Annotated in this window: 10 protein-coding genes and 1 tRNA gene; 7 read left to right on the top strand and 4 right to left on the bottom strand. The window is 44.5% G+C overall.

Features of this window, described 5'->3' with window-relative positions; genetic code table 11:
• The first annotated feature begins 12 nt into the window (after positions 1 to 12).
• The 3 genes from flgA (at position 13) to flgN (ending at position 1,921) form a co-directional block, all read left to right on the top strand.
• Entirely contained in the window at positions 13 to 729 is a 717-nt protein-coding gene (gene flgA, locus JV36_RS0107745) for a flagellar basal body P-ring formation chaperone FlgA (RefSeq protein WP_032094370.1), read from the top strand.
• Positions 730 to 832: 103 nt separating this feature from the next.
• A complete protein-coding gene (flgM, locus tag JV36_RS0107740; RefSeq protein WP_032094369.1) occupies positions 833 to 1,162 on the top strand; it encodes a flagellar biosynthesis anti-sigma factor FlgM in 330 nt (109 codons plus the stop codon).
• Positions 1,163 to 1,489: 327 nt separating this feature from the next.
• Positions 1,490 to 1,921, top strand: coding sequence for a flagellar export chaperone FlgN (flgN, locus tag JV36_RS0107735; protein WP_032094565.1), 432 nt, complete (start codon positions 1,490 to 1,492; stop codon positions 1,919 to 1,921).
• A 118-nt stretch (positions 1,922 to 2,039) separates the two neighbouring features.
• Here the strand turns inward: flgN and JV36_RS0107730 are convergent, their stop codons facing one another.
• Entirely contained in the window at positions 2,040 to 2,462 is a 423-nt protein-coding gene (locus JV36_RS0107730) for an LPP20 family lipoprotein (protein WP_235207809.1), read from the bottom strand.
• Positions 2,463 to 3,263: 801 nt separating this feature from the next.
• On the opposite strand from JV36_RS0107730, the gene JV36_RS0107725 reads away from it, so the two are divergent.
• From JV36_RS0107725 to smrA, 3 genes are all read left to right on the top strand, one after another.
• Positions 3,264 to 4,445, top strand: a complete 1,182-nt coding sequence (locus JV36_RS0107725) for a flagellar assembly protein T N-terminal domain-containing protein (RefSeq protein ID WP_032094367.1) — start codon at positions 3,264 to 3,266, stop codon at positions 4,443 to 4,445.
• Between the two features lie 78 nt (positions 4,446 to 4,523).
• Positions 4,524 to 4,599 (top strand) — tRNA-Arg (locus tag JV36_RS0107720).
• A 356-nt stretch (positions 4,600 to 4,955) separates the two neighbouring features.
• Entirely contained in the window at positions 4,956 to 5,543 is a 588-nt protein-coding gene (gene smrA / locus JV36_RS0107715) for a DNA endonuclease SmrA (RefSeq protein ID WP_032094366.1), read from the top strand.
• A gap of 119 nt (positions 5,544 to 5,662) precedes the next feature.
• Here smrA and JV36_RS19765 read toward each other — a convergent pair whose 3' ends face one another.
• The gene (locus JV36_RS19765; protein WP_200883139.1) at positions 5,663 to 5,803 is read right to left on the bottom strand and encodes a hypothetical protein; all 141 of its coding nucleotides are present in this window, start codon (positions 5,801 to 5,803) and stop codon (positions 5,663 to 5,665) included.
• Positions 5,804 to 6,045: 242 nt separating this feature from the next.
• Positions 6,046 to 9,933, bottom strand: a complete 3,888-nt coding sequence (gene purL / locus JV36_RS0107705) for a phosphoribosylformylglycinamidine synthase (protein WP_032094364.1) — start codon at positions 9,931 to 9,933, stop codon at positions 6,046 to 6,048.
• Between the two features lie 174 nt (positions 9,934 to 10,107).
• Here purL and mltF point away from each other — a divergent pair, with 174 nt between their 5' ends.
• Positions 10,108 to 11,490 carry a membrane-bound lytic murein transglycosylase MltF gene (gene mltF / locus JV36_RS0107700; protein ID WP_032094363.1) on the top strand — a complete coding sequence of 461 codons (1,383 nt, stop codon included), beginning with the start codon at positions 10,108 to 10,110 and terminating at the stop codon, positions 11,488 to 11,490.
• A 412-nt stretch (positions 11,491 to 11,902) separates the two neighbouring features.
• On the opposite strand, the gene tadA is transcribed toward mltF, so the two are convergent.
• Positions 11,903 to 12,460, bottom strand: a complete 558-nt coding sequence (gene tadA / locus JV36_RS0107695) for a tRNA adenosine(34) deaminase TadA (RefSeq protein ID WP_032094362.1) — start codon at positions 12,458 to 12,460, stop codon at positions 11,903 to 11,905.
• Positions 12,461 to 12,531: the final 71 nt, after the last annotated feature.

Below are 12,531 nucleotides of genomic sequence, written 5' to 3'. Positions count from 1 at the left end.
CGAAAAGTCACAATGAAAAAATTGAATAGCAAAAGACAACAGAAAACATTGGCCGCCATTGCGCTTATTATGTCAAGTGCAGTGTCATTTTCATGTGTTGCGACAGACAGTTTACACCGTGTTGTGGAAAATGGCGCTAAAGACTACCTAGTATCGCAACTCTCTGATAACACGGCGGATACTAACATCGACGTCGATATGGTTAAAATAGACGATAGGATAAATATTCCCGAATGCCCTGAGGGCTATCAGTATCACACGTCCGAAGAAGCCCTTCGTCAATCGTACATTTCTGTGCGGGTGAGTTGTCAAAATAATGATTGGTATTTATTCACTAGTGGTCAGGTATCAAGGACAAAAGATATTGTTGTGACCTATGGCGCCGTTAGCCCAGGCACAGTGTTGACCTCATCAAATTTGAAAATGGCGAGTGTAGACATTAAACGTCTTCGCTATACAACGTTTACCAACATTGAAACGCTAGTTGGTGCACGTATGAAACGCCGCGCCACAAATGGACAGGCTATCCAAGCAAATATGCTCTGTTTTGTATGCAAGGGCGATCGTATTACCATCTCTGCCGAAGCAGGCAAAATGAAAGTAAAAACCGCCGGTATAGCGCAACAAGATGGCGTGGTGGGCGATAATATTCAGGTACTCAATGCGAGCTCAAAAAAGACCGTTATAGCCAGAGTCGCCAGCGTAGAGAAAGTCGTGATACAATTGTAATAATGGCGTACGAAAACTATCCTTTTTACGTTAATTTGGGCTAAAGAAAATGTATCAGCGGCCGATAACGTATAGAGAGGTAAAAAGGTAGTGAGGAACTATTATGGCTATTAACAATATAAACAATGGGTTACCAAAAAATCCCGTTGATAATGGTAAGGTTTCACAGCAAAACCAGACCCAGCAAGCTCAACAGCAAGCGACTGCTAAAACCGCCACCGCGGCGCCAGCACCTCGCCAAGATTCTGTTTCGTTGACGCAATCGGCCCAGCAGCTGAACCAAGTTCAGAAAAAAGGGACTGAGGCGCCAGTTAATCAGGAAAAGGTCGATCGTTTGAAAAAAGCAATTCAAAGCGGCGATTACCAAATCAACCCTGAAGTACTTGCAAGTAAGATTGCAAAAGCTGAGGCAGAAATTTTCGGCACCAAATAGCGATAGCGCAGGGCTCTGGAAACGACCAATACTCAGTAGTGAGGGTATAACGTAGGTTCCAAGCTTCGCTGCTTTAGTATCATCGCTAATGGCTTTATGTATCGCTAAAGGCTTCATTTAACGCTAAAGGCTTCATTTAACGCTAAAGGCTTCATTCAACGCTAAAGGCTTTTGCCAAACCCCTTGCGGCGAGATATAAAACGCTAACTTGAAAGCCACAATCTAAAAGCGTACATTATTCAAACTAGACGTGCCAATTTCGCAGCGAACAGTTAACAACAGAAGCTTAACTGTTATACAAGGCGAATGAACCATAAGAGTAATAAATTGACGAATCAGCATGCAAACTTAACATCGGTATTAAGCAGCCAGGTGGATAAGCTGACGGCGCTTTCTGGGCTATTAGAAAGAGAGCTTCATCTTATCAGCTCTCGTGATGCCGAAGCGTTAATGACCTTGCTTGATGAAAAAACGCAGCTTCTAGAAGAAATCCAAATGTTAGACGCCACTGCAGAATCAATGTTTGCGAATGGCCAGTCTTACACAGAGGAAGACGATGCGCTTACAGATAAGGCTAAAATCTTGCTTGATGACTGCAAGTATCGTACTCAGGTAAACCAAAAAGCCGTTGAACAGGGCCAGCTTCGTTTAACCCACCTGCGCAACCTGATGATGGAAGTACGTGCAAAAGAATCACTTACGTATGACAAGAAAGGAAAGCCGAAGGGCGGTACCCTTGGTTCAGGTGTGAGTGCATAGCGTTTATAGTTTATACACAGCGCTTATTCATAGCTCTTACAAACGCTGCCTACTCCACTGTAATTAATCATACCCTTCATGAAATCCCGCTTTGATATAACCAGTACCTCATCGCCGCTCAGTAATATTTAACGTCTTTTACTCTTCGTGGCTTTGCCGTCGTCAAATATATGTCGTGCACACGTTTCATATCCAAAGAAAGTTCTGTGACATACGTGTCTTCACCTACCGGGTAAGTTTTCACAATTTTTGCTCCCCTAATTACGCCATCCACAGAAGCACGTAAGGACTCACTATCAACAACCAAACTAGATAATGATTGGCTGCCTTCAATACGCTGACCGTAAACTTGTTCGGCTAACTCTCTGTAGGCCTCTAGTTTTGACGCTTTCATCGCCATTAAAAGCTTTACGTTAGCATTACTGCCCTGCTGCGATTCGATAGGGGCATACCCTATAGCGGTAAGAACAGGGTACGACGCTGGCTCAACCGTTTCCCACTCAACATGCTTATCGATGACACCACAGCTCGCGAGTGTCATGATACTAAACGCAAGTAAAGCAGCCTTCACTCTAACAACACTTGTTGAAATACCCATTACATTCTTTCCTATTCCTGATATCACGCGTAACGGTTAACTAAGATGCTCACCCTGTCATCATTAATCTTAGCGGTGTCCGTTACGCTTATATCTGCGATAATTTTTTTATGCGTGTGCTTTGCTTGTATGTTTATCTGCAAGGCTTGCGCCTGATCATTTGCAAAGCCTGTGCCTAACCTCTGCAAAGCCTGCGCCTAATCGTGTGCAAGGCCTGTGCCTAATCGTATGTGGCTCACAAGAGAATACGTTTTGAAATAACCTATTTATATTCTGCTTAAAACCTGTTTACCGCAATACGGCTTAATCATAGTGCTAACGACTCGCGCTTTTTGTAGAGCTCATTCTTTTTACCTGCTCATTCTTTTTAGCTGCTTAGCCTTTTGAACTGCTAAGCCTTTTAACTAAACTGCGTCTCTATGTTCTGTAGCGCTTTTTAATTATGCTTCGTAACGTTATCCCCTCTCACTTGGCATTGTTTTAGCACTTGGCACTGTTTTAGCACTTGGCACTGTTTTAGCATACATGTAAAAGGTTATAGGGTTACAAAGCCATTACTGAATACGTAGCGTCATTTTTATGTAAAAGCGCTTTTTGTAAAAGAGTTAGATAAAAGCACTCACTACTACATTGTGGAATTGCTGAGTCATTCATACAGTCACTACAGAGCCGTCGCAAGTTAAGCGTTGATAAACGTCAAACACAAATAAGCGATGCATTATTTGCAGCGTTCGTGAGGTTTATATGCAAAGTAAAAAGATAAAAGGCTACGCCATTTTGATCAATGTGTGTGTGGCACTGGTTTGCCTGATTGCCTTGTTTGGTGGGCAATCCCATGCCATGTGGTATGAGGCTAAAGGGCGAGCGATTATCTTAAATGGTGACAAAGAAACGGCTAAACGTGAGGCAATCGAAGAGGCCCTAAAACAAGCCATGCTTTTCTCAGGAGCATCTATCAAAAGTGTCCAACAGCTTACAAATGGATTGCTTGAAAACGAAGAAATGACAATCCGCAGTACGGGCGAAGTTGAACAACTAGAAATTATCGACGAAAGGTACAATGGCGAAGTTTTCACTGTGAGTATTAGGGCTGATATCTTCCCTGCCACCCAACAATGCGCCGCCATATCTGATATCAAACGTTTTGCAACAACCCACTTCCTTATCCCAAATAGACGACAACTTACCGAGGGCAATATTAGGCACTTAGATGAAGCGGTAACGAAACGCTTTGCAGACTTAATGGCTAACACGACTGATACGCTTCGCTTGTCTTACATTGCACCGCATACAGCAAAATTTAAAAGCGAATTTACCGAACAAAACGTTCGCTCTTTGTCTCAAAGAGGAAACTCTCAATTTGTAATAGTGGGCACCATCGACGACTTGAGTATTAAAAGAAAAGCAGCCTCAGTATTTACACCGTGGGCCGATGATAGCGTTGACAGATACTTTGGAATGACTCTTCATGTTTTTGACGGCATCAATGGAGGTAAACTCTTTACCAAGTCTTACAGTACACATGCGCAGTGGACATTTGACCGGTTTGCTCAAATCGATGAGTTTTCAAATTACTTTTGGCACTCTACTTATGGTCGTGAGGCACAAAAGCTAATGCTAGATGCTATTCAAGACTTAAAAGAGGCGACAGCCTGCCAACCGGTAACAGGGCGAGTGATTAATGTGGCCGGAGATATTATTTCTATTTCCTTAGGGCGAGATAACGGTTTGCAAGACAGCGACGAGCTTGTGCTTTATCAGGCAAAAGAAGTCATGGATAATAAAGGAAAGAAATACCTTCAATACTCGCTTTACCCTGGTGTTTTTGTGGTTGAAAATACTTTTGCAAACTCTTCAACGATTATTCACAAAAACTCTGGTTTGGTTGCAAATATCCAAGAAAATGACTTTGTGGTGAAAAAATAAACGCACCAGAAGCAACGGGGTAATTATCCTAAATCCAGGGTTCCGTATTTGGCTTAGGTGGGTATAATAATATGCTACGTCCCCATAGTTTAACTGGATAAAACAAGAGCCTCCTAAGCTTTAGATCTGCGTTCGAGTCGCGGTGGGGACGCCATAATCTGACAATTTCCTAACTTTATCTTGTAAATTTTCACATACAGACTGCGTTGTTTATGTTCTGTAGATTTTGCTTTTAAACATATCCACGCAATACTATGTAGAGACTAGTTGACGTATTTAGAGAAAATAGAATGGAAAATGACACAGAACGCGACTGTGCAAATGAGCAGAGCAGCCCAAAGGACATATGGGACGTGATCGAGATGTTAAACGAGCCCGGCGCTATTTTCTAACCCCAGTGAAATTTACAACTTAATCCCCATATCCTGTTTTAGTGTACAAAACACTTGTCGTTACTTAAGCCATTAAGTAACGTGCTATTGAAGCTAGATATAACCTCGGGGAGCCGTAATGAGCCATTTCGAACACGATGAATTGGATTCTTTTTTTGCTGAGATGCAAGACGTAAAACCCATTATTTCTGACGATAAAGCACAGTTGCACGACCCAGCAGCAGCCTTAGCAGAAAAACAGAAACGCGCTTCCTTGCAAGCCTCCATTCGAGATAAATTAAAAAATCCATTGAGTATGGAAGGTGTGAAACCTGTGCCGCCCGATGACTTTATACAATTTCAGCAGCCAGGTATTCAAGATGGCGTATTTAAAAAGCTAAGGCTAGGAAAGTACCCGCTAGAGGTGGTGATATCTATGGCGGGAAAAACCCTCGATGAAAGCAGAGATTTACTGTATCAGAACGTGCTTTCGGGGCATGAAAAAGGCGTAAGAGCACTTTTGATCAAGCATGGAACTGGTGAAAACTCTAAACCATTTCCGGCTTTAAAAAAGAGTTACGTTAATCATTGGTTGCGCGAACTTGAGGAAGTCATTGCGTTTCATACCGCGCAGCCTATGCATGGCGGATTTGGCGCTACCTATGTATTATTAAAGAAACATCCTCAACAAAAATTGATCAACAGAGAAAAAAATAGGAAAGGATAAGTACCGCTCAAACTTAGAGCAAGATGAGCGCAAGATGGATATAAAAAAATAGCATCGCCCAAAATGATTAAAGCCCGTAATAAACGTATTTATTACGGGCTTTATTATTTGCTTTCAGACTACTTAACTGAAGATTGCACACTTAGCGTTGTTGGAGCGTCTGCAGATTTTGCAGAAGTACTAAATACGGCGGTAATAAACATCAAAACCACGGCGATGGCGACTCCAGTCAAGCCAAACCCTTTTGAGGAACGATTCATTGTTCGTCTCTTATTATTTAAACTAGTATTGTTACCAATAACTAGTGCAACCCAATTCAACTCCTGTAACCAAATTGCAATCCGTGCAGCACTACAATAGATCAGCGATACGCCAATAACAAGGGGCAAAAGCAAAATATTGACGCTAAGCCAATGGTTTGACACAAAAAGTGCCCTTGTTTAATAAATCAGCAGCTATGTTGGCTGCAAACAGCCAACATAAATTGCGCTTATCATAGATTTTAACCGACAAACTTACGTGCGTTTCTGAAAATACGCATCCATGCCCCATCTTCTTCCCAGTCATCTGGGCGCCAAGAATTGGCGACAGCTCTAAATACCCGCTCAGGGTGCGGCATCATAATGGTACTGCGCCCATCGGCTGAAGTAAGGCCGGTGATCCCTTGTGGAGATCCATTAGGGTTAGCAGGGTACTGCATAGTTGGGTTGCCAAAATTATCCACATATCGCAACGCAACATGCTCGTTTGCTTTTGCTAACGCATCAGCATTGGCAAACTCTGCTTGCCCTTCACCGTGAGAGACCGCTATTGGCATACGCGAACCGACCATGCCATCAAGTAGCACAGATTTTGATTTCATCACTTCTACCATAGCAACACGCGCTTCAAAGCGAGCCGATTGGTTTGTTACAAAGTGAGGCCAGTGCTCTGTACCTGGAATCAGTGATTTCAAGTTAGACAGCATCTGACAACCGTTACACACACCTAAACTAAAGGTATCGTCACGAGTGAAGAACTGCTCAAATTGATCCCTTGCCATACTGTTAAAGAGTATCGACTTCGCCCAGCCTTCACCTGCTCCTAAAACGTCACCGTAAGAGAAGCCGCCACAAGCGGCAAGACCCACAAAGGTGTCTAGTGAACTTCGACCTGAAAGAATATCACTCATGTGAACATCTACCGCATCAAAGCCTGCACGCGTAAATGCCGCTGCCATTTCAAGGTGGGAGTTAACGCCCTGCTCTCTTAATATAGCCACTTTAGGCTTAGCGCCAGTCGCAATGTAAGGTGCCGCAATATCATCATTAACATCATAGGATAAGTTAGTGTGAAGTCCTGGATCTGTTGCGTCTTGCTTAGCGATATGTTCTTGCTCTGCACAAGTGGGGTTATCCCGCAGCTTTTGCATCTCAAACGTTGTCGTTGCCCACGTGGTTCTCATCGATACTCTGCTATCAGCCAGAACAGCAACGCCGTCGCGCTGAAACTCAATCATATCGGTAGTATTAACAGAACCAATATCATAAGTGATGTCGGCAACACCGTGCTCTTCAAGAATGCTATTTACCGCGTCACTATCGCGTTCTAGCACCTGCAGTACGCCACCTAGCTCTTCGTTAAATAACACTGATAAATCATTACCGGTGAGTTTATCTAGCGTCACTGTTACACCGGTTTTACCAGCAAAAGCCATTTCCGCAACGGTGGTAAATAAGCCGCCGTCAGAGCGGTCGTGGTACGCTTGTACAAGACCGTTTTCCAATAGCGCTTGAATAGCGTTGAAAAAGCCTTTCAGTCTGGTGGGTGAAACCACATCTGCTGGGCTGTCGCCGAGTTGTTCATACACTTGCGCTAGACAGCTAGCGCCAAGGCGATTGTTGCCCTCACCAAGGTCAATGAGTAATAACTTACTGTCGCCTTTGTCAGTTCTTAACTGGGGCGTTACGGTTTTACGAATATCTTTTACCGCACCAAATGCAGTAATAACCAAAGACAGCGGTGATGTGACTGATTTTTCTTCGCCATCGTCCTGCCATGCCGTTTTCATCGACATAGAATCCTTACCCACTGGAATAGTTAATCCCAACTCAGGGCAAAGCTCTTCCCCAACAGCTTTAACCGCTTCATACAAACCTGCATCTTCACCGGGGTGACCCGCGGCCGTCATCCAGTTTGCAGACAATTTGATGCGTTTAATATCACCAATGTAAGAGGCCGCGATATTTGTCAGCGCTTCCCCTACGGCAAGTCGTGCAGAAGCCCCATGAGATAGCAAGGCGACTGGAGTACGCTCTCCCATTGCCATTGATTCGCCGTGATAGGTGTCAAAGGCACTGGCCGTAACCGCGACATCAGCAACGGGAACTTGCCACGGACCCACCATTTGGTCGCGATTGACTAGTCCTGTAACAGAGCGATCGCCAATGGTAATAAGGAAGGTTTTTTCAGCTACCGTAGGCAGTGACAAAATGCGCTCTGCTGCTTCACTTAAGCTGATTTTACTGTCGTCAAAGGCAGGTGAATGTGCAACCTTTGATGTAACATCCCGATGCATTTTGGGCGGCTTGCCCAGTAAAACGTCTAATGGCATATCGATAGGTTTATTATCGAATTGACTGTCATTGAGGTTTAAATGCTCTTCAACCGTCGCTTCACCGACTACCGCATAGGGTGCCCGCTCGCGGGCACAAATCGCTTCGAAAACTGGCATATTTTGCGGTGCTACTGACATGACATAACGTTCTTGCGATTCGTTACACCACAATTCTAACGGCGTCATACCGGGTTCGTCTGACAATACTTTCCTAAGCTCAAAGTTTCCGCCGCGACCACCATCGCTGACTAACTCGGGTAACGCATTAGACAAGCCACCCGCACCAACATCGTGGATAAACTGAATAGGGTTATTTTCACCAAGCTGCCAACATGCATCGATAACTTCCTGACAGCGACGCTCCATTTCTGGATTCTCTCGTTGCACAGAAGCAAAATCTAAATCTTCGTTTGACTGACCTGATGCCATTGATGAGGCTGCACCGCCACCAAGGCCGATATTCATCGCTGGCCCGCCAAGTACAATTAGCTTGGCCCCCACCGTGATTTCACCTTTCTCAATTTGGTCGCGGCGAATATTACCCAGCCCACCGGCGAGCATAATAGGCTTGTGATAGCCTCTTACTTCAACACCGTTAAAGCTGTTTACTTCTTGTTCGTAAGTACGGAAGTAACCCAACAGATTAGGACGACCAAATTCATTGTTAAACGCAGCGCCACCTAATGGGCCTTCTGTCATGATATCAAGTGCACTAACAATTCGCTGCGGCTTACCGTATTCACTTTCCCACGGCTGCTCTGAACCTGGAATGCGAAGGTTAGACACCGTAAAGCCAACAAGCCCAGCTTTTGGCTTAGAGCCTCGACCTGTAGCGCCTTCATCGCGAATTTCACCACCAGAGCCTGTAGCAGCACCAGGAAAAGGCGAAATAGCCGTTGGATGATTGTGTGTTTCAACCTTCATCAGAATATCGATATCTTCGTGATGATATTCGTACTGATGAGACTGAGGATTTGGGAAGAAACGTCCGGCTTGCCAACCCTCCATTACCGCTGCGTTATCTTTATAGGCAGAGAACACGCTGTCAGGCAGCAATTCGAAGGTGTTTTTGATCATTTTGAAAAGTGACTTTTCCTGATCTTTTCCGTCGATGGTCCAGCTGGCATTGAAAATTTTATGACGGCAGTGTTCAGAGTTTGCTTGTGCAAACATATAAAGCTCTACGTCCGTCGGGTTTCTGCCTAACGTCGTAAAGCTGTCAAATAGGTAATCAATTTCATCATCAGCAAGCGCTAAGCCTAAAGACACGTTTGCGTTTACAAGTGCATCTTTTCCGTGTTCTAACATCTCTACAGAGGTAAAGCTTTTTGCCTCGGCCTGTGCAAAAAGCACCGCCGCATCATCAGTATTGGTAAACACCGACTCTGTCATTCTGTCGTGTAAGAAACTAGCAACTAGAGCAAAATCGTCATCACTTAAGCGGGTATCGGTATCGATGTAGAATGCACAACCGCGTTCAATACGGTTAATAGTATCAAGGCTACAGTTATGAGCGATATCGGTGGCTTTTGAGGACCAAGGTGAGATAGTACCTGGACGAGGGGTGATAAGAAAAAGTGTTCCAGAAGGCGACTGTGTTTGCCTAGCAGGCCCGTAAGTGAGCAGTTTTTCTAAGATTTCTATTTGCTGATTGGATAAGTCACCTTGAGAATCTACTAGGTGAATATATTCGCTATAAAGGTTTTTCACCTTAACGCCGGATTGACCCAGCTTTGCAATCAGTTTAGTTTGGTTAAACTCTGATAGTGCGGGAGCGCCTCGAAGGACCAACATAGTGCTTTACCTGGTTGTTTTGAAACAACGACCACCAATGCGACGCGTTGCCTCTTAAATTGATGAGTAATTCGGCGCGGATTATAGAGCAATTACGCTCATTTGGTAACCTCAATACGACCTTACATGAAATTTTTTTGAAATTTTTTAACTAACACAAATAAGAAAAGCGCTATGCAGTTACAACGCTATAAAAAGCAATTTCGACTTTACGCCCTACTGATACTTTCTGTTGTCACCATAGCGTGCACGGTGCCCTCTGTGCCGACTGCACTATCGCAGCTACTTGAAAGAAACTCTATCAAAGTTGGAACCGTATATGGCGCCGGCACGTTTTACAATGGCGCCGGCGGGCCCCAAGGGTTTGAATATGAGCTTTTGGCTGGCTTTGCGGATTATCTCGGGGTAACGCTCGATTTGTACCCGTTTTATAGTTATGAAGTTATGTTGCAGCAGCTAGAAGAAGGAAACCTCGACATTGTTGCAACCGGCGATGCCGTTACATCAAATTTGCAGCAGCGCTTTGACTACGGACCAGCGTATCAATTTGTGGATCAACAGCTAGTATTCAAGGCCGGTACAACCCGGCCTCGTGATATACAAGCGCTATCGTCACCTATTATTGCCGTGTCGGGCAGCAGTCAAGTACACGTACTGAACGCACTCTTGAATCAATCGTCTACTGACGTAACGTCATCAAAGGTTATCACCACCGAAGATTCTGATTCAGAGGAATTGCTCCAGCAGGTCGCATCAGGAGAAATTAGCTTTACAGTGGCCGACAGCAATCGGCTCGCGTTACAGCGCAGGCGTTATCCAAGCTTGGCTGTGGCAAAAACCCTAAATGCGAAAATGCCCATGGCTTGGGCTATGCCGGTAAACCAAGATGACTCAGTGAAAGCGGCGATTATTGAGTATTTTGGAACGGTACATCAGTCAGGGTGGTTTACCGTTTTAGAAGACAAATATTTTGGACACATTCGTCAGTTTGATTATGTTGACAGCAGAGCATTCAAGAACGCTGCAGAGTCTACCCTTAAACAATACCAACCCTTATTCAAAAAATATTCAGGCGACTTAGACTGGCGATTACTGGCAGCGATGAGCTATCAAGAGAGCCACTGGGAGCCGGACGCGGTTTCTCGCACTGGTGTTAGGGGGCTGATGATGCTCACCCTTGATACCGCCAGTGACTGGGATGTAAGCGATCGCGTTGACCCTGAACAAAGCATTCGCGGCGGCTCGCGATATTTTGCCAGCTTACTGAGCCGAATACCTGCGCGAATTGGTAACCCTGACAGAGTATGGATGGCCATGGCCGCTTACAATATAGGTATGGGGCACTTGGAAGATGCGAGAGTATTAACCGAGCGTCAAGGCGGTAACCCTGACTTGTGGGTGGATGTGAAACGCAGATTGCCGCAGCTTAGGCAGAAAAAATACTATCGCACTACCCGCTATGGCTATGCTCGCGGCGATGAAGCAATGCAGTATGTTGAAAATATCAGGCGCTACTACGACAGCCTAGTATGGCTAGATGAACAAAATAAAATATAATACCAGTATAAGTCTGCTGGCTATTGAAATATGTCATTTAAGTGTCATCTCTATGGCGTAAGTTTGGAAGCATAAGCCCAGCCCAACATGATACCGATAAGGTACATAGGTTTGGGAATTATTTGGCTTCCCAACATCGTTAAGATAGGGAGAGTATATGAAAAAAAATAGATTTATGAGAAAAGGGGTTACATTGAGAAATAACAATAGACGCAGACTGTTGATAAAGAAAAGCCATCAGAAAGTACTGCACCGCAGAAGGCTTTATGTCACTAATGACATGTTCACCCAACTTACCAGAAGCTCAGAGCAATGATAAACGCGTGCCCTGTTTTTTAACTGCCCCATTTGTCATTAAGCTTATCTATAACTGCTCAGATTGATAACTACGCTAATCAGTAACTACCCAGATTTATAACTGCTTTGGCTCCAGCTTCTCATTTTGCAGAGAGCGCTTCGCTTTTTTAGCTGCTTTAATCTCTTCTCTTCGCCTTTTAAAAAATGCGGAAATTTTGTTAGCGCATTCATCGGCTAATACCCCAGACACGATTTCAGACTGATGATTGAGTACAGGATGCTGTAGCAAATTCATCACCGAACCGGCAGCGCCTGTTTTTGCATCCCAAGCTCCAAACACCACGCGCTTAACTCTTGCATGTACCAGCATGCCTGCACACATTGAGCATGGCTCTAAGGTAACGTAAAGCGTTGCGTCTATAAGGCGATAGTTTTGCACATGTTTAGCAGCCTGAGTCACCGCATGTACCTCCGCGTGAGCGGTGGGGTTGTGATCTTGTATTGGCGTATTCCAGCCTTCACCGATTACTTCGCCGTTAACTACCACGCATGCACCGACAGGAACTTCGCCAATTGCCTCGGCTTTATCAGCAAGCTTCAACGCGTGTTTCATCCACTCTATATCTTGTTCATTGGCCTCTGAGCAAGAAGAAATCGTATTGTCAGGCGTCATGTAACGGCATACCTCGTAATGACCATTTTAGTTATTCCTTCGTCAATATCACCAAAACAGTTAGTGATTTT

Source organism: Alteromonas sp. LOR (assembly GCF_000753865.1).
In the GTDB taxonomy this organism is placed as follows: Bacteria; Pseudomonadota; Gammaproteobacteria; order Enterobacterales; family Alteromonadaceae; genus Alteromonas.
Note: the sequence above shows the minus strand (reverse complement) of the source record. Positions and strands in the feature narration are given on the sequence as shown.

Bases quoted from the DNA above. Each gene is read 5' to 3' on its own strand.
- mltF (WP_032094363.1), top strand. From the start codon at position 10,108: ATGCAGTTACAACGCTATAAAAAGCAATTTCGACTTTACGCCCTACTG.
- JV36_RS0107730 (WP_235207809.1), bottom strand. From the start codon at position 2,462: ATGACACTCGCGAGCTGTGGTGTCATCGATAAGCATGTTGAGTGGGAA.
- JV36_RS0107725 (WP_032094367.1), top strand. From the start codon at position 3,264: ATGCAAAGTAAAAAGATAAAAGGCTACGCCATTTTGATCAATGTGTGT.
- flgA (WP_032094370.1), top strand. From the start codon at position 13: ATGAAAAAATTGAATAGCAAAAGACAACAGAAAACATTGGCCGCCATT.
- flgM (WP_032094369.1), top strand. From the start codon at position 833: ATGGCTATTAACAATATAAACAATGGGTTACCAAAAAATCCCGTTGAT.
- smrA (WP_032094366.1), top strand. From the start codon at position 4,956: ATGAGCCATTTCGAACACGATGAATTGGATTCTTTTTTTGCTGAGATG.
- tadA (WP_032094362.1), bottom strand. From the start codon at position 12,460: ATGACGCCTGACAATACGATTTCTTCTTGCTCAGAGGCCAATGAACAA.
- purL (WP_032094364.1), bottom strand. From the start codon at position 9,933: ATGTTGGTCCTTCGAGGCGCTCCCGCACTATCAGAGTTTAACCAAACT.
- JV36_RS19765 (WP_200883139.1), bottom strand. From the start codon at position 5,803: ATGAATCGTTCCTCAAAAGGGTTTGGCTTGACTGGAGTCGCCATCGCC.